This window comes from Mucilaginibacter sp. P1_D10 (assembly GCF_056406215.1).
Genome location: NZ_JBFUAP010000005.1, coordinates 156,537 through 178,266 on the forward strand (window position 1 = coordinate 156,537; position 21,730 = coordinate 178,266).

Annotated in this window: 24 protein-coding genes; 14 read left to right on the top strand and 10 right to left on the bottom strand. The window is 45.6% G+C overall.

What is annotated here, in order from left to right:
* Positions 1 to 67: 67 nt before the first annotated feature.
* The 5 genes from AC1DYT_RS09420 to AC1DYT_RS09440 all read right to left on the bottom strand — a co-directional run bounded on the left by AC1DYT_RS09420 (position 68) and on the right by AC1DYT_RS09440 (position 6,905).
* Positions 68 to 2,044 (bottom strand): KUP/HAK/KT family potassium transporter, encoded by a 1,977-nt coding sequence (locus AC1DYT_RS09420; RefSeq protein WP_477469369.1) that lies wholly within the window; start codon positions 2,042 to 2,044, stop codon positions 68 to 70.
* Between the two features lie 501 nt (positions 2,045 to 2,545).
* Positions 2,546 to 3,883 (bottom strand): sigma-54-dependent transcriptional regulator, encoded by a 1,338-nt coding sequence (locus AC1DYT_RS09425; RefSeq protein ID WP_477469370.1) that lies wholly within the window; start codon positions 3,881 to 3,883, stop codon positions 2,546 to 2,548.
* 343 nt (positions 3,884 to 4,226) lie between these two features.
* Entirely contained in the window at positions 4,227 to 5,339 is a 1,113-nt protein-coding gene (locus AC1DYT_RS09430) for an SGNH/GDSL hydrolase family protein (RefSeq protein WP_477469371.1), read from the bottom strand.
* A 129-nt stretch (positions 5,340 to 5,468) separates the two neighbouring features.
* Positions 5,469 to 6,119, bottom strand: coding sequence for a response regulator transcription factor (locus AC1DYT_RS09435; RefSeq protein WP_477469372.1), 651 nt, complete (start codon positions 6,117 to 6,119; stop codon positions 5,469 to 5,471).
* A 6-nt stretch (positions 6,120 to 6,125) separates the two neighbouring features.
* Positions 6,126 to 6,905: a sensor histidine kinase gene (locus tag AC1DYT_RS09440; RefSeq protein WP_477469373.1), complete on the bottom strand. Its 780-nt coding sequence runs from the start codon at positions 6,903 to 6,905 to the stop codon at positions 6,126 to 6,128.
* A 301-nt stretch (positions 6,906 to 7,206) separates the two neighbouring features.
* On the opposite strand from AC1DYT_RS09440, the gene AC1DYT_RS09445 reads away from it, so the two are divergent.
* Complete coding sequence (locus AC1DYT_RS09445) at positions 7,207 to 7,488, top strand: hypothetical protein (RefSeq protein WP_477469374.1); 282 nt, start codon at positions 7,207 to 7,209, stop codon at positions 7,486 to 7,488.
* 113 nt (positions 7,489 to 7,601) lie between these two features.
* On the opposite strand, the gene AC1DYT_RS09450 is transcribed toward AC1DYT_RS09445, so the two are convergent.
* The gene (locus AC1DYT_RS09450) at positions 7,602 to 7,985 is read right to left on the bottom strand and encodes a hypothetical protein (RefSeq protein WP_477469375.1); all 384 of its coding nucleotides are present in this window, start codon (positions 7,983 to 7,985) and stop codon (positions 7,602 to 7,604) included.
* A 200-nt stretch (positions 7,986 to 8,185) separates the two neighbouring features.
* A complete protein-coding gene (locus tag AC1DYT_RS09455) occupies positions 8,186 to 9,214 on the bottom strand; it encodes a helix-turn-helix transcriptional regulator (protein ID WP_477469376.1) in 1,029 nt (342 codons plus the stop codon).
* Positions 9,215 to 9,447: 233 nt separating this feature from the next.
* Here AC1DYT_RS09455 and AC1DYT_RS09460 point away from each other — a divergent pair, with 233 nt between their 5' ends.
* The 9 genes from AC1DYT_RS09460 (at position 9,448) to AC1DYT_RS09500 (ending at position 16,983) form a co-directional block, all read left to right on the top strand.
* Entirely contained in the window at positions 9,448 to 10,950 is a 1,503-nt protein-coding gene (locus AC1DYT_RS09460; RefSeq protein WP_477469377.1) for an RtcB family protein, read from the top strand.
* 417 nt (positions 10,951 to 11,367) lie between these two features.
* A complete protein-coding gene (locus tag AC1DYT_RS09465) occupies positions 11,368 to 11,796 on the top strand; it encodes a hypothetical protein (protein WP_477469378.1) in 429 nt (142 codons plus the stop codon).
* Between the two features lie 120 nt (positions 11,797 to 11,916).
* The gene (locus AC1DYT_RS09470; protein ID WP_477469379.1) at positions 11,917 to 12,750 is read left to right on the top strand and encodes a hypothetical protein; all 834 of its coding nucleotides are present in this window, start codon (positions 11,917 to 11,919) and stop codon (positions 12,748 to 12,750) included.
* A complete protein-coding gene (locus tag AC1DYT_RS09475) occupies positions 12,750 to 13,121 on the top strand; it encodes a GIY-YIG nuclease family protein (protein ID WP_477469380.1) in 372 nt (123 codons plus the stop codon). Before AC1DYT_RS09470 ends, AC1DYT_RS09475 begins: the two co-directional genes overlap by 1 nt.
* A complete protein-coding gene (locus tag AC1DYT_RS09480; protein WP_477469381.1) occupies positions 13,118 to 13,765 on the top strand; it encodes a hypothetical protein in 648 nt (215 codons plus the stop codon). Before AC1DYT_RS09475 ends, AC1DYT_RS09480 begins: the two co-directional genes overlap by 4 nt.
* 154 nt (positions 13,766 to 13,919) lie before the next feature.
* Positions 13,920 to 14,312 (top strand): hypothetical protein, encoded by a 393-nt coding sequence (locus AC1DYT_RS09485; RefSeq protein ID WP_477469382.1) that lies wholly within the window; start codon positions 13,920 to 13,922, stop codon positions 14,310 to 14,312.
* Positions 14,313 to 14,645: 333 nt separating this feature from the next.
* Complete coding sequence (locus AC1DYT_RS09490; protein WP_477469383.1) at positions 14,646 to 15,737, top strand: hypothetical protein; 1,092 nt, start codon at positions 14,646 to 14,648, stop codon at positions 15,735 to 15,737.
* Between the two features lie 204 nt (positions 15,738 to 15,941).
* Positions 15,942 to 16,229, top strand: a complete 288-nt coding sequence (locus AC1DYT_RS09495) for a hypothetical protein (RefSeq protein ID WP_477469384.1) — start codon at positions 15,942 to 15,944, stop codon at positions 16,227 to 16,229.
* A gap of 238 nt (positions 16,230 to 16,467) precedes the next feature.
* The gene (locus AC1DYT_RS09500; protein ID WP_477469385.1) at positions 16,468 to 16,983 is read left to right on the top strand and encodes a hypothetical protein; all 516 of its coding nucleotides are present in this window, start codon (positions 16,468 to 16,470) and stop codon (positions 16,981 to 16,983) included.
* A 100-nt stretch (positions 16,984 to 17,083) separates the two neighbouring features.
* Here AC1DYT_RS09500 and AC1DYT_RS09505 read toward each other — a convergent pair whose 3' ends face one another.
* The 3 genes from AC1DYT_RS09505 to AC1DYT_RS09515 form a co-directional block, all read right to left on the bottom strand.
* The gene (locus AC1DYT_RS09505; protein ID WP_477469386.1) at positions 17,084 to 17,470 is read right to left on the bottom strand and encodes a hypothetical protein; all 387 of its coding nucleotides are present in this window, start codon (positions 17,468 to 17,470) and stop codon (positions 17,084 to 17,086) included.
* Between the two features lie 102 nt (positions 17,471 to 17,572).
* Positions 17,573 to 17,755, bottom strand: coding sequence for a hypothetical protein (locus AC1DYT_RS09510; protein WP_477469387.1), 183 nt, complete (start codon positions 17,753 to 17,755; stop codon positions 17,573 to 17,575).
* Between the two features lie 126 nt (positions 17,756 to 17,881).
* Entirely contained in the window at positions 17,882 to 18,892 is a 1,011-nt protein-coding gene (locus AC1DYT_RS09515) for a hypothetical protein (RefSeq protein ID WP_477469388.1), read from the bottom strand.
* Between the two features lie 234 nt (positions 18,893 to 19,126).
* Between AC1DYT_RS09515 and AC1DYT_RS09520 the strand changes: the two genes are divergently transcribed.
* From AC1DYT_RS09520 to AC1DYT_RS09535, 4 genes are all read left to right on the top strand, one after another.
* On the top strand, positions 19,127 to 19,447 hold the full coding sequence (locus AC1DYT_RS09520) for an ArsR/SmtB family transcription factor (RefSeq protein WP_477469389.1): 321 nt from the start codon (positions 19,127 to 19,129) through the stop codon (positions 19,445 to 19,447).
* The gene (locus AC1DYT_RS09525) at positions 19,444 to 19,941 is read left to right on the top strand and encodes an SRPBCC family protein (RefSeq protein ID WP_477469390.1); all 498 of its coding nucleotides are present in this window, start codon (positions 19,444 to 19,446) and stop codon (positions 19,939 to 19,941) included. The genes AC1DYT_RS09520 and AC1DYT_RS09525 overlap by 4 nt, the downstream gene beginning before the upstream one ends.
* Before the next feature lie 257 nt (positions 19,942 to 20,198).
* Positions 20,199 to 20,627, top strand: coding sequence for a VOC family protein (locus tag AC1DYT_RS09530; protein WP_477469391.1), 429 nt, complete (start codon positions 20,199 to 20,201; stop codon positions 20,625 to 20,627).
* A 324-nt stretch (positions 20,628 to 20,951) separates the two neighbouring features.
* On the top strand, positions 20,952 to 21,518 hold the full coding sequence (locus AC1DYT_RS09535) for a DUF2272 domain-containing protein (protein WP_477469392.1): 567 nt from the start codon (positions 20,952 to 20,954) through the stop codon (positions 21,516 to 21,518).
* Positions 21,519 to 21,730 lie beyond the last annotated feature (212 nt).

The following is a 21,730-nucleotide window of genomic DNA, read 5'->3' on the forward strand; positions in this document are numbered from 1 at the left end:
ATAAAAATGCCTTACAACAAAAAACCCTTCCGTTTTGGAAGGGTTGCTTGTCATAAGAGAAAAAATCTTAAGCCTGGCCGGAAGGCGCTATCTTCTTCAGGTTAAAGTAGGACACCGGACTCACCACCAAGGGTATCTTTTCTACCCTGGTTTCGCTGGTATCCAGCCCGAAAGCCTTAGCATCTGACTGTGCGAGGCGCTTAATGGCGAAGTAGCTATTCAAAATAAAGCCTTCCTTGGCGCTGAATTCATTTTCGTAGCTAAGGAATTTCTCCATCAACACAAACTGGAAGTCGGCCGCGAGGTGGTATTCTTTTAAAGATGGGTAGCGGCTGGTAATATCCAGTTCCTTATTGGCCACCATCTCCTGTACCACCTTGCGGAACAGCACGTTGATACGCGGCTGTATCCTGAACCCGAGGCGAAACTCTATCCGAATAACCTTATCATCTTTTAATTCATCCACGCTGTATTCCATGGTAAATGGCTCATCGGTACGTTCGATGTGTAGGAACCAGTAAACATCGGCTCTTTTTGGCTTGCGACTAAGGATAGAATAGATAATCTTCTGCTCTATTTGCTTACTGTTGTTGGCTTTGGTGAGGTATATAAGATGGGTAGAGAATTTAGATATGCTAGTATCCTCGCTCAGGGCAGTAAGTACGGGGAGTTGTTCGGCCAGGTCCACAAAACTCAGGAACCTGTTGTTGATCTTCCTGGCTCTGAACCAAATGTACATGGTAAATATCAGCCCGACCTCGAAGCCTACAAAGAACAGTCTTTTTAGGATCTTGATAGCGTTGGCCACGAAGAACGAGAACTCAACCGTAAGAAACATGCACAGGATTATAGTAACCAGCCATACTGGCCAGTGCTTTACATAGCGCATAAAGTAATACATCAGGATGGTGGTCATCAGCATGGCTATGGTGATAGAGAAACCGTAGGCCGCCGTCATGGCTTCGGAAGTTTTAAAGTAAAGGCTCACCAATATACAGCCGATACACAGCAGCCAGTTGATGCTGGGGATATAAATTTGACCGCGGATATTGGATGGGTACTTCACGGTGATGCGCGGCCAGAAGTTCATGCTGATGGCTTCGCTGATGAGCGTAAAAGAGCCGCTGATGAGTGCCTGGCTGGCTATAATAGTGGCCAGGGTAGCAATAACCACCGCCGGGATGATAAAGCCATGCGGCACGATAGCAAAAAAGGGGTTTACACTATCTACAATATGGGGGTTGGCCTGCCTGAGTACCCACGCAGCCTGGCCAAGGTAGTTAAGCAGCAAAGTTGTTTTTACAAAAATCCAGCTCACCTGGATGTTTTTACGGCCGCAATGCCCCAAATCGGAGTACAAGGCTTCGGCGCCTGTAGTACACAGGAACACCGCACCAAGCAGCCAAAACCCATTAGGATGTTCTACCAGCAAATCGAACGCATAAACAGGATTGAAAGCTTTAAATATAATAGGGTATTGTGCCACCTGCACAAGGCCCAGGCCACCAAGCATTACAAACCAGATCAGCATAATAGGCCCAAAGGATGCCCCTACTACATTGGTACCAAACTGCTGAAAGAAGAACAGCAGGATAATAATGATGATTACAATAATGAGTATAATGGTGCTGCCCGGGATGATAACATGCGATAATACCGGCACCAACCCCAACCCTTCGATAGCTGAGGTTACCGATATTGGCGGCGTGATGATGCCATCGGCCAGCAAAGTACCCGCACCTATGATAGCCGGGATGGCCAGCCACTTGCCGTAGCGCCTCACCAGTGCAAACAGGGAGAATATACCGCCTTCGCCCCTGTTATCGGCCTGCAAGGTGATAAAGATGTATTTAAAAGTGGTTTGCAGCGTAAGCGTCCAAAAAATGCAGGAGATAGCGCCAAGCACCATAAACTCATCGGCGCGACCGCCTTCTTTCAATATGGTTTGCAAAGCGTATAAAGGCGAAGTACCTATATCGCCAAAGATGATACCGAGGGTAACCAGAACGCCGCCGGCAGTAAGTTTACGCACATGCGGATTCATCGAACTAAATGGTTAAAGGTTAACATTGGGTTAGTATTCACCAATAGCGCGTAATGGCAATAGTTTGGGGGTAAAGGGTATTTATTCATGCCCAGCGGCTAACAACCAGCATACCAAAATGAAAAAAAGGCTTATACGTGCTTTAAAGGCACTTTATAAAAAGTGCGACATGCCTAACCCTACCAAAATGGAAGGGTTGCTTTTTCATTTCGGGGTGGTGTTATTTCTATTTTGGGGTGAGGTTTGTCGTTTTGGGGTGGCTGATTTGTGTTGATGGTAATTTAACCACAAAGGACACAAAGAAGAATCACAAAGGGCACAAAGTTGTACGACGGTATTTTTGTCACGCAAAGCCGCTAAGGCGCAAAGAAAGATTTAAGCAGAGGAGTTGTATATTATTAGCTTGCTTTAACCCCGTAAGCAATTTGCAAAGCTTTGTGCCCTTTGTGTTCGTCACATAGCAAATACTTTGTGTTCTTTGTGGTTAAAATCTTCGGGCGATCACTTCTCCAATTCATACTCATCAATCTTACGATACAAAGTAGTTAAGCCGATGCCCAGCAAGCGCGCTGTTTCGGTTTTATTGCCTTTGGTGTAATGGAGTATTTTGTTGATGTGATGTTTTTCGATAGATGAGAGCGCGAACGATGAGGGAGCGTTCTCTGCATGATCGTAAAAATCGAGCGGCAATAAGTCGGCGGTGAGCGTGGGGCTGTCGCAGATGATTACTGCACGTTCGATAATGTTCTTCAGTTCGCGGATATTCCCTTTCCAGTTATGTTTCTCCAGTCCGGCTAAAAACTCGGGGCTCATATCGTTTATCTTCTGCCCTACTTTGCGGGTGTATTCTTTTAAGTAATGCTTTGCCAACAAGCCTATATCATCCCGGCGCTCGTTGAGCGATGGCAGCAATATCTGGAAAACTGAAAGGCGGTAAAACAAATCCTCTCTAAAATTGCCTTTGGCTATCTCGCCTTCCAGTTTGCGGTTGGTGGCGGCTATGATGCGCACATTTACCTTGGTGGTTTTGGTATCGCCCACTTTAATGAATTCGCCCTGTTCAATCACCCTCAGTATCTTGGCCTGCAGGTTGATATCCATCTCGCCGATTTCATCCAAAAACATCGTACCGCCGTCGGCTTCTTCAAACAGGCCTTTCTTTTCTTTCAATGCGCCGGTAAAGGCACCAGCCTTATGGCCGAACAGCTCACTCTCCAACAATTCCTTACTGAACGAGCTGCAATTCACTGCCACAAAATTCTCAGTTTTACGTTTACTGTTATAATGGATAGCATGAGCGAAAACCTCTTTACCCGTACCTGTTTCGCCGAGCAATAATACCGTAGTGTCAGTAACAGAAACTTTTTTGGCGAGCTCTATAGCGGCGTTGATGGCTTTAGAATGCCCTACAATACCTTCGAAAGTAAACTGCTTTACTATCTTGTTTTGCAGGTTATGCACCTGTAGCTGCAGGTGTGCTTTATCCATAGCGCGGGCAAGCATGGGGAGGATCTTGTCGTTGTCGTCGCCCTTGGTAATATAATCGAACGCGCCGTTTTTGATGGACAGCACCCCATCGGCGATGGTGCCAAAAGCGGTTAGGTTTATCACCTCAACATAGGGCTGCTTTTCTTTTATCTGTTTTACCAGTTCCACGCCGTTTACATCGGGCAGTTTTACATCGCTTATTACTACCTGTATCTCTTCCTGGGCCAGAATCTTCAGCCCCTCCTTCCCTGTAAACGCCTGGAAAACCTTATAGCCCTCCAGTTCGATGATGCGGGTTAAAAGGCCGTTCAGCTTTTTTTCATCGTCAATAATCAATATGTTTTGTTGCATGGTACAATGTGTAAAACAGCGTGCGCCCCAAACTTATGCCAAGTTTTTTTATTTACCGGCCTGACGCATAAAATTAGCTTAAATTACGGGGAACGCAACAAGCATCATTTGTCATAATAACATGCTTTTTTTCAAAATGGGGGGATAGAAAAGAATGTGTTCCGCAGGGTCCTTTTTCAAAGAGCCCCTGTTGAGACGAAAAAAACACCAAAACGTCATTCTTCTTGTTTCAGAACCCCATCATAAAAGTGGCCACTATGCTAACCTGCTTTGCATCGCCACGAACTAATCAGATGGGGTACCGAAAAGATTTCGGCATGACGGGACGGGTAATTTGAGCAATTTATTTCTCCAATAACACCTTAAAAAACGGTGTAAGTTGTTCGGCTAAAATGGCGTGGTCTTCTACGCTGGGATGGGTGCTGCAGCCGCGTGGGTCCATCGGTTCGAAGAAAAACGTAGCCACCGGTTTATCGCCGGGGTATAGGGCATCTACGTTTTTGGCGATGGCGGTTAAGCAATCTTGCAGGATTACGCGTTTCTCCCCTTTTATCATCGGGCTGCTCAGCAAAGCTATGCGGGCCTTAGGGTATTTGGATTTCACCAGTTGGATAAACTTCACGAAACTGCTTCGGAACACCGCCGTATCCAGTGGCTTCCTGGGAGTTTTGCCGTCGCCGTTGCTGAAATCGTTGGTGCCGAGGGCTATGCTCACTACTTTGGGGCTGTAGGTTTTAAAATCCCATTTCTTGCTCCCGTTCACCTGGAAATCTACCTTCTCGTACACCTGCGGCATAGATGGGCCATCCATATTCCAGGTGCGGTAAATGCCTATGCCGCTTACGCTGCTCAGCATAAAATTGGCATTAAGCGCCCGGGCCACCCTCGGGCCGTATGCCATATACGCGTTATGCTGATCGTGATATTGGCCCGTACCGCAGGGCACGTCAGATGCATCTGCCGCGGCGCCGCAGGTAATACTGTTGCCGATAAATTCAATCATGGGCGCATCGGGGGCAGTCAACGGTTTTATATCCTTTGCAGTAATCCTGTCTACTATAATCGGGCCGGTATGCGCCTCGGTGGCTTTATATATCCAAATGGTATGCTTGCCCTCTCCTGCTGCGGTAATTACGGTGGGCTCGCCTACGCTGCCATCCACGCGCACCCTTTTTTGGTACACCCCATCCAGTTCGTATTGAATATAACTGTGGGCGTTAGGGTCGTTAAGGCCCACGTATAATTCGCATTTGCTGCCGCTGAACGTAAAGCCGAAATGCACGGCCGAACTGATGAGTTCCAACTGGCCGCTGCTGTTGAACAAATACCTACCAAAGGGTTTTAGTTGCTTTGCCTTCAGCAAGTCCGGGTCGCCTACTATGGGGTGTGCGTAGCCTGCAAGATTTAAAGACAAAGAGATGAATGCCAGGATATAAAAGCATTTGCGGATGGCCATAAGCGGTATTATTGGTTTATAGTACAATAATACAAAAGTTAGGATTGGCCCGCACGGTTTGCGCGTTATTTGGTATTAATTGCAAAAAAAGTATAATAAGCGATTTAGCAGACCGATAATGCCCCTGAATCAGTAACTGGTTACAATCTGGTTTTTGATGGCATACATGGCCAAACCTACACGGCTTTTCAGGTTCAGCTTCTCGCATAAATTGTCGCGGTAGCCCTCTACGGTGCGTGCGCTCAGGAACATCTTGTCGGCAATCTCTTTGTAAGTAAGCTCGGTGCAGATGTATTTTAGCAATTCAAGCTCCCGTTCCGACAAGCTGGCGAAGGTGCCTGAATTTCCCTTGGTCTCGGCGAGTAAGCCTACCGAGCGCATCACCTTGCGGGTTACCAGCTCGTTATAAAAATAACCGCGGCTCATCACTTCCTCAAAAGCCATCCTTAGTTCGGCTGGTTCGGCATCTTTAAGCACATAGCCGCAGGCGCCGCTTTTTATCATTTTGATGATAGCAGCCTCAGCATCCATAGTGCTCAAGGCGAGCACTTTAATGGCGGGGTGGTTATTGTGAAGCCAGGTGGTGGTAGCGTAGCCATCCATCACCGGCATATTGATATCCATCAGCACGATATCGGGCAGGTTGGCAGGCGTTAGCTGCCTGATTAAATCCTGGCCGTGCGAGGCATCGTGCGTAACCTTATAACCGGGAAAAAGTTCTATCAGCACCTTTAGGCTCCTGCGGAAAAGCACATGATCATCTACTATAGCTATGTTCATCTGTTATTAATTGTATGGCATGGTAATGCCAATGGTTGTCCCCTCATCTATCCCGCTCCTTATTTCGGCCTGGCCACCAATTACTACTGCGCGGCTCATGATATTCTGCAAGCCAAGGCCTTTTCCGGCACCGGTTAAAATGCAGGGATCGAAGCCTTTTCCGTTATCGCTGATCTGGATTGTTAATTCATCATCGTAAAAATGGATGGCAATCTTGATCTGCGTAGCGCCGGAGTGCTTGATGATATTCTGGCAACTCTCCTGCACCATGCGGAAGAGGATGAGTTTCTTTTCGCTTTGCACGGGCTTCTCGTCGCCTTGTGTAAGCAATGTGCCGGCAACAATGCCTGTGGTATCTATCCTCCGCAACTCCTGGGCAGCCATCTCTATCAGTGAAAGCGATTGGATATGCCCCGTGCTGAGGCTTTTGGCAATATCCCTTAAATCATTCATGGCTTTGCTGGCGTTGGCCTTAGCCTCGGTAAGCAGCGTTTTGTCCAACACTTCTTTCTGTTCGATGATATTCAGCTGCACTTTTAGCAGGCTGAGGGTTTGCCCTACGCTATCGTGTATCTCCATGCTAATGGCGTTGAAGCTCTCCTCCTGCATCTCCAGCCGCGAGCGCAGCAACTGCTCGTTAAAGTTGGCCTTCATCAATTCGCGCTCAGTGATGTATCTGTTGCTTTTGTTGCGCTGCAATAAAAGCACGTACAGCATAAAGCAGGTAAGCGCAACTACAAGCACCGTTACAAAACAGATGGCCAGCATCAAATCACTATCCAGCATTCTTTCTTACATAAAAACCAATTGTGAACAACGAATATTCGATAACGCTCAACACCGTTGCCAACAAAAGATAGATGTGACCGCCTTTGTCCATTCCCCCCTTGAGGATATAGCTAAATAAGCATATGTACAAAAACATGCCGACGATGAATATCATAACACCTGTGGATATCCAGAACATTGGCGTTTTAAAAAAATTAACAAACTCATCTGACTGCTGCAATTCGGTTAGGTACAAAAGGCAATAACCCAGTATTAAAATTCCGCTTGCGAGGCGCGAAATTGGGCTGTATAAAAAGAAATGGTTAATAAAAAACATATGATACAAACAAAACGCCGAAAAAAACACAGAGGCACAAACCACTACCTTTTTGAACAAGGGCCGGGTTATGATTTGATAATATATATAAGCGTAAAAAGCATATTCGACAATAATATAGCAATTGAAAATAAAGTGATTGCTGCCGCCGTGACTTACCCAGGAATACAAATATCCTACAATTTGGATAACGAACGTAAACAGCAAAAACCATGTAAAAAGCCAGAGCCGCGCAGGCCCGGGCTTTTTGTTAAATATTATTGAAACGAAAAGCGCAATTAAAAGCGATACTGACCCTATGATAACATTTAGCATTCACAATAATACGTTGTTTAGCTGCATGTTGCATATGGAATATTTCAATAATATTAAAAATATTATGGGCATGCGGGCGGGCAAAGCGGAATAACATCGCCGGGCAATCCGGTAAAGTTGCCTAATAAAATTGTAGCATGCTCGTCTAACACGTCGACAGAGTCGGCAGTAGTGGGGTCAGCTTTACCGCGTGTGGCAACTAGCATCACTGTATTTTGGCCGGGGTAAGGCTGTTCGCCATCCTCATATCGGCCGAAATATATCCGCACGCCGTTGGCGTTGTTGTCGCTTACCAGCTTCATTAACTCGATAAGGCTTACCCATCCGGAGATGGTTTTGTTGGATGGGTCCAATGTTTGGTAATTTTGTTGGAGCTTTCTAAATCGCTGGAGGGTGATGGGGTCCATCATAGGAGTCACACCCGGTTCGTCTAATTCAATCGCCATTGTTTTAAGTGTTTAATTGTGAATAAAAGGTTTATCATCTAAATATAAATCATTGCGATTTATAATGCAAGTTGCGCTTATTATATATTTTAAATAAGCGTATTACCCCCTTTTTTTATACCGTATAAATACGCTACCCAAAAACAGGCCGTCCCATTCGCGTGGAACGGCCTGTTTGTTTATACAAGGCAACAAAGCCATCATCCCTCCTTCTCCGGCGTTTTATAGTAATTAACGGCCTGGTGCAATTGTTCCCTTATCCGTTTGATCAGGGGCCGCGGGCCAAGCACGCGCAGCCTGGCGCCGAAGCCAAGCAACTCCCGCTCCAGCTCAAAATTCAATATTACCCGAATGCTGAAGATCTTGCCCGCGCCATCATCACGCAGCATCTTTTGGGTATGGTGCAGGGGTTTGGTAATTACGTAGGGCGCATCCTTGTTATCCATCCAGAATACCACTTCGCAATCTTGCTGCCCCGGTGATTTGGTTACGCCGATGGCATCGCTGTAGTAAGTGGCAAAATCGATGGTGGTGTTTTCGCGGTAAGGTTCCTGGTGTTCGGTAATGGCCTGCAACCTGTCCAGCGCCAAATTGAGCAGCATGCCCCTCCCCTGGTGCGATACGCCCAGCACGAACCAGCGGTTGCGGTACTCCTTCAGCAAATAGGCGCTGAAGCAAAAACTATTGGCCTGCCGTGCCCTAAACGACTGGTACGTAACGCAGATTGCCTTTTTGGCCACGATAGCCTTGCGGATCACTTCTATCCACTCCAGCCCCTTCAGGTTATCATTCTTCTCGAAATCGATTACCGGCGCGCTGTGGGTTTTCTGCGAGTATATTTTATCCTCCAACTTGCTCACCATCTCGTTCAGGTCGGTAAAGTGGTTGAAGCCTTTGAACTGCTTCAGCAGGTCCGACACCTCGCTAAGCACCTGCATATCCTGCTGGTTGATGGGGCTGTTAGCGATGCTGTAGTCCTTATCGCTGTAGGTATAGTATTTGCGGTCGATGACTACGATGGGGGCCTCATAGCCCAGCTTGTTGCTGCGCATCATCTCCATATCGGCCTGTACGGTGCGGCGGCTCACGCCGGTATCAATGCCCTGGTACTCGTATATGGCCTCGCCGCAGGCGGCTATCAGGTCCTCCAGCGTCCATTTGCGGCGGTGGTTCTGCAGGCATTGGTCTATAGTGCGGTAGCGGATGAGGGCGTTGCGGTTTACAGGCATGGTTTTGATTTCGGATGTTCGATTTCGGATTTATTGTTGGGATGCTGGTAAACTGCGCATCGGCAATTTGTCTGAACTCGAATCAGGGGGAATTATTTGAATGAGCAGAATGATATTCGTGTGCTTAGATTCTGCCAATTCAATAAATTCCTTAAAATTCGAGTTCAGACGAATTTATCAAAATATTCTCTACTGCGCAAATACATTGCGCAGTAGCTATATTACTTTGTATCATGAAAAGGGAAACAACCGCCCCAAACCTGTTCCATGAAGGCGCAGCGGGGCTGAAAGAAAAAGTATCCAACAACGAATTAAAAGCCCTCGGCATCAACGAAGTTGACGTACTGGTAAACTTCAGCCGCGTGGCCAATGGCTTGCTTAAGCACGGCGTAATGGACAAAGCCCAGATACTGGCCAACCTGGAAGCCCTGATTGACGACCCGATGCCTTACGCCCTCAAAAAAGGCGGCAAGTTCAAAAACCTGGCCGAAGACGTGATCGCCCTGCGTAAAGAGGGCAAATTTGTAAAGCAGCAGCGCAGCAATTTTAAGCTGAAGGAAGAGATAGCCGATTTCCCGGTATGGGGACTTGAAAATATAGAAGTTGGCGCGCTTGCGCAGATGAAAACCGCCATGCAGTTGCCCATTACTGTTGCCGGCGCGCTGATGCCCGATGCGCACCAGGGTTACGGCCTGCCCATCGGTGGGGTGCTGGCCACCACGGCCAATACCATTATCCCTTTTGCGGTGGGCGTGGATATTGCCTGCCGTATGTGCCTGAGCATTTTCCACCTGCCTGCGGCGACGGTGGATACCGAAACCGACCTGCTGAAGGGCCTGCTGCTTAACCATACCAACTTCGGCATTGGCGGTACCACCAGGGCTTACCACGACAGCTCGCTGTTCGATAGCAAAACCTGGAACGAAACCAAGGTGATACGTAACCTGAAGGACAAAGCCTACGCGCAGCTGGGTACCAGCGGCACCGGTAACCATTTTGTGGAATGGGGCGAATTGACCCTTACTGAAGGCGCCTTGGACGGTATCCCCGCAGGGGAATACCTGGCACTGCTCTCCCACTCCGGCTCGCGCGGGTTTGGCGGCAGCGTGGCCGATTACTACAGCAAAATTGCCATGACCAAAACCAAGCTGCCGCCCGAAGCCAAACACCTGGCCTGGCTGGACCTGGATAAAGACGAAGGGCAGGAATACTGGATTGCCATGAACCTGGCCGGCGAATACGCCAGCGCCAACCACCACGAGATACACAACAAAATTGCGCGTGCCCTGGGTATTACGCCGCTTACCCGTATAGAGAACCACCACAATTTTGCCTGGCGCGAGCAGTTGGCCGATGGTACCGAGGTGATGGTACACCGTAAAGGCGCCACCCCGGCCGGCGAAGGCGTGCTGGGTATTATCCCCGGCAGCATGAGCACCCCCGGCTTTTTGGTGCGCGGTAAAGGCGATGCAGCCAGCATCAACTCGGCCAGCCACGGTGCGGGCCGTGCCATGAGCCGCAGCGCAGCGTTTAGGACGCTGGACGCAGCCGCAATTGCCGCCAACCTGGTTGATAAACGCATCACCCTGATGGGCAGCGATATGGACGAGGCCCCGATGGCCTATAAGGATATCCACACCGTAATGGCCGCGCAGGAAGGTTTGGTAGAAGTGCTGGCGAAATTTGAGCCGAGGATTGTAAGGATGGCGGACCCGAAGGAAAGGCCGGAGGATTGAGGTTGGAGTTGCAGTGGCGGTAGCAGTTGGCGGTGGGCGGTGGGCAGTTTACTGAGGGTGGCTAAAATCCTCTTCCTGTGGATGACGCGCGGGGTCATCCTAAGCTTGCCGAAGGAGTGCGCAAAGGCAGGGAGGGGTTAAGGCCGACGCTGCCAGGTGTCCCACTTTTGAATATGGAACACTTATTTTTAAATTAGTGTTGACTATCAAATAGTTGCAGTTTTTTGTGGAACACTTTGGAACACCCCTGTTGTTGAGATAACTTATATAAGTATTTAACTAATAACTACTTATATAAATTGGAAAAATAAATTTAAAATCGGGGGTGGAACAGTTAATCCGGCTATGGGTTTACACTTGGGTTTGGGAAAGGCAGCGGCAAGGAAATGGTTCTATTAAAATTTAACAAAGAATAAGATGTGTTACACCGTATTTATAGCTACCCCCACACCGCGACCTACAACGGAATTTGTAGACGGCGTATCGAAACTTTGCTTGTCCGTGCCGGATGCTGGTGAACTGGAAAGGCTGGCGGGTAAGTTTACCCTGCCGTATGTATATCACGTTGGTGCAGATGGCGGCTGCTCCTGCGGGTTCAGCTTTCAATCGCAGTTTTATGATGACCCTAACTGGCAGGACAGGAAAAGTTCGTCGCAAGCCTTATTAGACTTACTTAATGAATTGACAACCCACAGTACCGTGGAATACTATTGCTGCTGGAGCGGAAACGAAGCCGACCCCATACAAAACCACCGGGTATTAAATAGCCGGGATATGAGTTTGAAAGAGAACTATTTTGAGTTGGAGGAGGATGAGTTTATATTGTTTACTGCAGGAAAATGTTGAGTGTATTTGAAAAGCAGGGGTAGCGGTACTTAGGTTAGGTTCTGCCCCACAATGACCTATCGAGTTAAGCGAATCGCGAAAGCTATTCTTTCAATGTATATTTAAAATTTATTTAAAGCTATGATTAAGAGGAATTATTATTCAGTACGCACCGGAAAAATGGCGGCGGAAGAAAAAATGAATTTTGAAATATTGAAAAAGCTTTTTTTGATTACTTACAATAAATTGTATCGTGATGGTTATTTCCAAAAATATTTTGGTACAGACTGTTACGATGGTTTTATGGAAGGTGAGTTAGGGGGCGATGTAAACGAGATGATCTTCATTAATTTAAGGAAAGAAAATCTATATCCTATTCACGAAAAATTGGCTTCGTATACGGAAGATGATTTTTTCGACATGCTTGAATTTTTACACGACCATACCTCTAAAGGATTGAACGGATATTACCACCAATACAACGATTGTGGATATCATTTTCAAGAATTTAATGACGATGAAGGCCAGAGACACTTCCGCGAATTAATAAACCCTATTCTAAATGAATATCTGGGTGGCTTTGAGATATCTAACGCCGGAGAAATTTTAACACTTTCTGAAAATGGACTATCTACTCTATTTGCAGCCAACATTCCGACAAACGACGATGTCAATATTAGAAATAAAATCGATAATTCTATACTTAAATTTCGACGACATAAATCTACCCTTGACGACAGAAAGGAGGCAATTAGAGACTTGGCTGATGTTTTGGAATTTTTAAGGCCTGAAATAAAGAAACATCTAAATAAAAAAGACGAAAATGACATATTTTATATCGCCAATAATTTTGGTATTAGACATCATAATCTCGATCAAAAAACAGATTATGATAAAGCGGTCTGGTATAGTTGGATATTTTATTTTTACTTGGCAACAATACACTCTGTGCTAAGGATAACCAAAAAACACTAATGGATCATTTTGATATTTTGCAAGCTTCGTATAAAAAACTCTTCGCAAGCAATTTCTTGCCATTCAATTATGTAAAAGATCAAAAAAACGTAACTGGAGTGTATATAATTTACTCGCCTGATTACGAAGTTATCTATGTGGGTAGCACTAATAAATTCAATATTAGATTTGGTGTAGATTTAAAACACGAATCGACCCATACTTTAATTCGTAAATTTTTGAAGAATGAGATCTATTTAGAACGCCACTTGGCTGTCAATTATATCACGCTGCAATGCAAATTTAAAATACATATTTGCGAATCTAAAAGAGAAGCAGAAGCTTTAGAACATTTCGCCATTTGGGCTTTAAATCCAAAGTTTAATAAATGATTTCACACCAAGAAAAAATTTTAGAAAAAATGAAATTGAGCACTTACGGCGAACTCAATTTTGAATTTGCTTTTAGCCTAACCAATGAATCAGAACGAGGTGCTGTGCTCGTTGGTACAAGTAAGATTGAAAACTATCTGGAAAAATTATTATCAGTCATCATCCCCGAAAATTCCAAGGCATATAAATCCCGTTTATTCAACTACCCAGGTGCACTTAGTTCCTTTTCAGGAAAAATCGAATTATTATATGCATTTCGAATTATCGACAAAAAACTTTATTTGTCGCTCAACGCATTAAGAAAAGTAAGAAACAAAGCAGCGCATGACTCAGAGAGTTTCGCATTAATTTCTGTTTGGGAGCAAGTAAAGACTATATTTACTTTCGAACTCAATTTCCCCCATATTATTGAGGAATTATCTTACAATAATCTAATTTCTTTTAAATTGAGCAGGATCAAAACGGGATTTGAAAATTCACAATTCAAGGATTACGACTATCAACAGACATGGCAGGAAAGATTCCCTGACCCTAAAATCGATCCTGTGATACAGGAAGAACATCGGGTTTGGCAGTTAAGTTATGCGTTGACCTTTTTATGTCTAAAGATTGAAGTGATTGCTGATGAGTACGAATCACTTTAACCCGGCTATAAGCCCTTCTCAAAATCATAAAACTTCATTACAAGCTACTTTGCTTGATACCATAAATTCATAAGCAGGGTCAGATAGCTTACTGCAAACACTCACAGACTTTTACAATTTAGCGTTTGCGAAAACCGTTCCTTATATTTGGTTTATGGCAACTTTTACATTACCCTATTTAGCGAATCGCTGGCGCGATATGAAGCATAACGACGATCCGACCCAATACGAATTTATTGCTCAAATACTTGAGAATGATAAAGAAACCAAAAGAACAGTGTGCTGGAATTTACTGCAGCAATTCGTTGGCGAAGGCTCACCGTCCATCGATGATTTTGAGGTTGTATCTGTCGATTTCGCAGACAGACACCTCCTTAGCGGGTCGGTAGAAGTTGAATTTGAGGTTGACATCTACTTTGGCTGTGATGATCAAGACAGACAGTACAAGCGCAAAGACAATTTATCTTTTAAACTTGATCAGACGAATAGAAGTATCGTTTTTACCGTGATGGAATTTGAACCGCGCGATACTTTTGAAGAATTTTGATTACGAATCCCTAATTGGCGCGAATATCCAACTTGGTCTAAGTGGTGGGCTACTCGTGCCCTGCATGCAAAATAGGGATTATCTGAGTTTGATAAAATAAGTGACAGGTACACCCCGCACCTACCCTGCATACTCGCCATATGGGCGGCCATGTTCGCCTGCCCGATTTGCTTCTGTATAATTAATGCACATTTTTCAATTTTCCTAAACTTTTCTGAAATATGCCCCTCCGGAGCCCGCGCTTATGCCAAATAGATAAACGCAAGTTAAAATTTCATTAAAATCATGTAGCTTTATCTGAAAGAAAACCTAAAACCGCAAAACAAACATACAATGGCTTCACAAAGTAATAAACCTGCGCCGGCCTGGCTAATCTTGCTGGTAATCCTGCTGGGCGCTGCGGGCATGGTGGGCACTATGGCTTACCTAACCTCCGATGTTAAAATGAGCGCCAACCGTACACTGCATTGGGCCATAGTAGATTCAAGCGCAACAATGGTGAACGGGCAATATCCGCTGGTGGATACTTTCAAGGTTACCGTTCATCCCTCAAGTATGGCGCTGAACAAAAAGCCTGTTGGCACACCTGACAAGGTGATGGATTACCGCCTGTTTTACCTAACCTATAATCCAACCTTCCTTGTGTGGATTGCGCTGGTCTCGGTTACGGTGGGCGCGGCACTGGCACTACAGCCTATCCTATGGGGCGCAATCTACCAGCTTTGCTTGCGATTTCAATTCACGTTATGGCAAAAATTAGCAATCGCATTGATAATCATTACTTTAGGTGGATTAATGTATAAAACGAGCAGCAGTAAAAATGTGCTGATGCTCGCTGATTTGATGGTCAGGGGCGATGTGTTGCTGCATCACCCGTACCGGGTTAAAAATTTGATTGGTATTTGCCTGTTTTCCGGGCTCCTGGGCATGGCCGGACAGCTGCTGATTAACCAGGCCATCAGTAAACTGGGCTGGCTGGGAGCCAACAAAAAATCAATCGACTGGGCCGCACTCGCAGCTGATTTTACTTTCCTGAAAAGCAGCCTTAAATTTTTCCTTACCGTTGACGCTGCTCTTATCGTCCTTTCGATCCTGACTACAGATACCCTGCGCCGGGCGATTGGCGCGGAGATACTGATTGATGGTGTGAAAAAAGATGGCATGCTCCCCAAGGAATTTACTTACCTATATGGATTGACCTTTACGCTGTTTTTGGCATTACTTTACCTGCCGATAGCGTTTCGCATGCGCAGCACAGCAGAACATATCTCGGCTACGCTGGCCGGAACGCCCGAGGAAACGATATGGGCCAGCAAATTCGCAATTGACCAATCGCCGTTAGAGAGCTTAAAAGTTGCGCTGTCCATTTTAGCACCGGTTGTTACTGCCCTATTACCTGGTGTCTTAGAGAAAGGACCGTTATAGCACATGCGGCACGCGTGCCCACTCTTGCGTGAGTATCCGGGCTTGGTTTATGTGGTGAGCTACGCGTGCCCGGCGTGCAAAGTAGGCGTTATCTGAGTCTGATAAAAAAAGTCACGCGTACGCCCCGCTCCTGCCGCCCCCTGCTTATTCGCGGCAGAATGCGAAGCCTTTTAAAACAAATTAAAACAATCCATACAACCAACAATGGAAAATAAACCTGTTCTGGATTTTGAATTTGATATCGAATTATATGAAGAAGAAATAAGGTCGAAGGGCTTTTGTGATAATGTACACGTTACATTACCAAATAACCTTATGTATAAGGTTTGCTTTTATGACTCTGTTAGATTGCAACAAGATATACAGGACGAGCATTACATAGCAATACCGGGGTTATTAATTGTGCAAGAAATAACATTGGAAGGAATGAAAGAATTAGTTTCTATATTATTTTCGTCGGATTATTTTGATAATTTAAAACCTTTAAATTAAGCATGCCACTTTTGGCGTGAGTATGCAGCGTAGGCCAAGTGCGGAAGTGTACTCGTGCCTCACCTGCAAGGTAGCTAATTAAGCCTTAATTGGAAGTTTTGGAAGTTTCCGCAGGGTCTCTTTGAAAAAGGACCCTGCGGCACCAGGACAAAATCTACACTGCCCCTCCCCTCTGGCGCGAGTATCCGGGCGGGAAAAGTGGTGGGCTACCCGTGGCTAACCAATTACAGACTAAACTATGGACAAAAATATAATAACAGATTTTCAACGTATTTCAATAACAGGACGGTACATATATGCCTATTTATGTATAAAACGCGCAATAGCTCACGAAAAAATACCGGCTTTGCCTATTGTTCTCGATGACCTGTTACGATTATATGTTTTCTCCAACCAGTTGGATGACTGGCAAGCAGAGGCGCAAGAAATGATGCCTGGTTTTATATTGGACGAGCAAATTGGCTTAGCTGATTATAAAATGATTTCGGTTGACATAATAAGCGAGTTGAAATTGTATTATACACGCAGCGTATTGATAAATGAAATTATTGAGAATACTTATTGGGTGGGAATATCGAATTTATACGGAAAGTTCAAATCAGAAATATCAATGCCCTATTTAATCAATATACTTTCTTTAATGACAGACAATAATATTGCTCTTCCCAGCTTTGAAAAAGTAAAGGATTGCCCGATAGAGGAAAGCGGTAGTTGGGGTGCTCTTACCGAGATGGAAAATTATGATGAAAATTAGGAAAGAGAAATTTAGATGTCCCCGGGTCTCTTTGAAAAAACCTGCTCTGGGCAGGTATGCGGCGTTGGGGAAAGTGGTAGCATTCGTGGAAAACGGAGCCTTATTCGATGCCTCTGATTCTTTTTAATTGCTCTATGTCCTCTATATCTTTGGCTCTTGCATTTTCCTGCTTTTCCTTTAACAGGTCTTCATAGTTTATAAACCAAATTTCTGTTTCTTGTAGCTTTACAATTCCCTTTGCTTTGAAAGAAGAGCTAAATGACCTAAGCTTTTTTAGTTCCGGCAAAAAATCGAGCGTAAAGACATCATTTTCAAATTTGAAAAATGACTTTTTCGGATTTGGAGATTTCTCTTCTTTAAATTCCATAGTATCGAGTCCAAGCTCTTCCAGCGCTTTAAGCAAACTGTAGTAGTTTTCGTAGGTAGGATTGTACCAAAAATCAAGATCATGTTTATCAGCAGTGGATCCGTCAGGATTTTTAGTCACCCTGAAATAACCGTGCAAGGCTACCGCAGTGCCCCTACGATAAGATATTTTACGCCGTGCTTTTGCAGCACCTTACAAACATCAACTATGCTGCCCACCAAACTATTCTTCATGAACAATAGTTTCTTTTGATTTAGCCTTTTCGGTTACCAGGTTGTTCCTCAAAAGGTTAAAAAACCCTTCCAATTCAGCCGGTTTTATTTCGCGGCCAACAGGTACCGGTTTGTCGGCTTTTTTGCTGGCTTTCAGATCATCAAAATTTGTATAACGGCTTAATTTTGTCATAGCATTTTCAACCTTACCAAAAAACACATCAGCGTTGTTCGTTGTTTATCAAATATATAAACTATCATTCGAAAGCCGATATAAAAAACAACCGCCGGGCAGCTTATTGCTACCCGGCGGTTTTACTTATTTACTAAAGCAAATCGTTTTTAGCTTTTGCGTATAATCGGGGTGCAGGGGTTCGTTGGTTTGCGCAAGGCGCTGCGAACCTACGTTTGCGGGGCAGGCAATACCGTTGGGGGCATCGTACACCAGGTCGGGCCTGGTGGCGATAAGTTCTTTGGGTACATAAATTTGTGTTTTGGTGATCGAATAGCCGCTGGGGATAAACCGGATGTAGTACCCATCAGGGTGCAAGCTCCATATGCCCGAGGGTACTTCCGGGTCGGGCTGCGGGGCAAGCCCGGCAAGTACGGCATATTTCTCCATGTCTTCGTACGATGACGAGCCGGATGCCGCAAGCCTGCGGATATTGTTCTCCGCCTCAAACACCGCCTGTACGGCCGGAGGCAACTCCCCTTTGGCTTTATCCATAAGGCTTGCCGGTAATACGCCCAGTGCGCCGCCCTCCAGCATCAGCAATTGCTGCGGCGTTAAGAGGGTGCTTGCGGTAAGCTTAATATCGTTGCCCATATCAACAAAACGGGTGCGGGCAATAATGGCCCAAAGCAATACCTGTATGCTGCGCTGGGCAACCTCGGGGTGCTTCTCGGCATTTTTCAGGATCAATATCACCACATCCTTTTTGGGCCCCAAAACAGGCGCCAGCATATAGCCATCGCCACTGCTTGGGCCGCGGGTACCGGCATGCAGGCAATAGCTTTTGTTGGTCATTTCGTAAAAACCTTCGCAAAGTTTAAAGCCGCCGGTTGGGGCCTTGGGTAACAGGTACAAAGGTTGAGGTTGTTGCCCCTCGGTGAATGAAGGCGGCTTGGAGCCCTTTTTATCAACGTCTTTAAAACTGGTGGTGATGGCTTGTGGCTGTTTCAGTATTTTGTTCAATCCGCCGCCGGAGACTACCTCTGTGCCTTTATCCAGCAGTTTTTTGCCGAGGCCACCAAATTGCGCACGGGCGTTAACAGAGCACACCAGGCATAATGTTAAAACTAAGTAGTTTCTAATAAGTTGTTTTTTCATGTAGGATGGTTTTTGCCGCAAATTAACCAAAATGATATTAATTTAATAATAATATTAACCCTTGGTTTATATATCCTAACGGATGAAATAAAAGCGCATACATCTGCCGCGAGTGTCTAAACCCGTTGCCTCGTTCCTTCCCCCCTTCCCCAAACTATTTTCAAATAAATTTGCGCAACCCAAAAGTTGCATATATATTTGCAACCAGAGAGTTGCACATTTGGATATTAAAAGATGAAACAAGATATATTCCAGGCCATTGCCGACCCTACACGCCGGGCCATTTTAACTTTGATTGCCCTGAGGGCATTAACCCCAAATGCCATGGCCGAAAACTTCGACATGAGCCGGCAGGCGGTATCGAAACATATTAAGGTATTGCACGAATGCGATTTAATAAGGCCCGAACAGGCCGGCAGAGAGATTTATTACCACTTTAACGCAAAAAAAATGCAGGAATTCGACATTTGGGTGGCCCAGTTCAGGAAAAATTGGGAAACACAGTTCAATCAGCTCGACAAAGTATTATCAACCATAAAAAACCAGGGAAAATGAACAACGATTTGCTATTTGATTTCACCGTTGACAAGGCAGCCAAAACGGTATCGATAACCAGGGAATTTGATGCCGCACAGGATTTGGTATGGGATGCGTTCACCAAACAGGAACTGCTTGACCAATGGAGCGCCCCTGCGCCTATGCGCGCCGTAACCAAACACATGAATTTTGAAGTTGGAGGGAAGAGGTTTTATGCGATGATAAGCCCTGATGGGCAAGAGCGTTGGTCGCTGCAAAAGTACACTTCCATAACGCCGAAAACCAACTATAAAATGTATAATTCCTTTGCCGACGAGCACGAAAACCCTCAATTGCCGGGATCGGAATGGGATTACAATTTCAGCGAACAAAACGGTACGACTACCGTGCGTATCAACATTTACAATGAATCGTTCGAACGGATGGAAAGCCTGCTGGAAGGCTTCACAATAGGATTTAAGCTAACATTGGTGAATCTGGAGAATCTGTTGGCAACCTTATCGCAGAAATAAATCATAAGCTTTTGTCGGCTTGGGTGGTCGGAGGATCGAAAAGAGCCGGGACTGTGCGATTCCCCTCTTAGAGGGGCGGAGGGGTGTGTTTCTGCACCATGCTTTACACTATTGCATAGTGGCTAACACACCCCTGCCACCGCACAAGGCCGACCCGCCCCCTCTCAAGAGGGGAATAAAAAAACGCCGAAAACATGTTCCTGAATAGATCAACAAAAACGTAAGTAGAGAAATTAAACAATTTAAACATAAAAATTATGAGAGCAATTAATCCCTGGATCAACTTCAATGGCAATGCCGAAGAAGCATTCACCTTTTACAAATCGGTTTTTGGCGGCGAGTTTACGAAGATCATCCGTTTCAAAGACCTGGCAAGCGCCGAATTCCAGGTACCGGAAAATGAGGCGGAAAAAATAATGTACATCGCACTCCCTCTTGGCAAAAACAATGTGCTATTGGCCAACGACGTGCCCGAATTTATGGGGCGGGTAAACGAAGCCGAGAACAGATCGAAAATAGCCGTAAGCACGGAAAGCCGCGAAGAGGCCGACAAAATATTCAACGGTCTATCGGCGGGTGGAGATGTTGAAGGCCCTATAGGCGAAGGCCCCTGGGGTACCTACGCCGGCATGTTCAGGGATAAATACGGCATCGAATGGATCGTAGAATTTGACCCGAGTTTGTAAAGGGTAAATTAAACCTGAGGAAAATAATCTTCCGCCCAAGAACAGCTTCGGGCGGAAGATTTATTAGGGTTCGTCATGCCGATTTCGGCACCCTCCCACCACTGCCGCAAGTGTCCTCACTTGTGGCCCCGCATGCAAGGCAACCAATTGCAAAGTAATGATTTGTGCGGCTCGCGATTAAAACCCAAACCCTCCCACCGTATAAATACGGTACAAAAAAGGGTTATTCCACGCTATTTAGGCAAGCAAAGTCTGGCTACATTGCTGTGCTTTATTGCTGCTGCAATAAGGTGAATAACCTCACCATCTTAACCCTTACTCAAAATGACTCCTTACGTACAATCGCTTGTTGATACTGCCAGGGGGCAGTACAACGCCTACCACGCTTACACTGAAACGCACGATCCTCTAAAAAGTCAGATCCCACATTATTGGACCGGCATTGGCCCGTTCCCCGGGGTATCCACGCCATGGTCGGCGGTATTTATTTCCTGGTGCGTTAAACAGGCCGGGGCAACCAGTGCCGAGTTCCACTTCAGCAGCAGGCATTCAGAATTTGTGTTTCATGCGATTAAAAACAAAACCAGTAACCAAGGCGTTTTCCGGGGCTATCCTTTCGGGGAGCTTGCACCCGAGGTTGGCGATATCCTGCACAACAACCGCAACGGTAACCAGTTCAATTACGCTTATGCTGCCGCGCATTCCCAATACGAATCCCACACGGCTATCATCATCGAAAAAGGCAGCGATGCCCAGGGAGGCTTTATCGTTACCGTAGGCGGCAACGAATCCGATTCGATACGCACGAAAACCATACGGCTTGATGCCCATGGCCATATCGCTCAAAGGGCCACCTCGCCTTTTATTTGTTTGGTGAAGAATTTGAAGTGATGGGAGAAAGCCGATAGCGGGATGCTAAGTTGACCCCTGATCCGTTTTTTGAAGATTCACCTTATTCAGATGTGGAATATACAGATTGCGATAAGAGGAATGGCGCCCAAGTTTACACACTGTACGTCTAAGCTATCATGTAAAAAACTGACTTAGAAATGTGTGAGCACTTTCGATTTTTGCGCTACCGTGTACCGCCCAAAGGAAAGAAT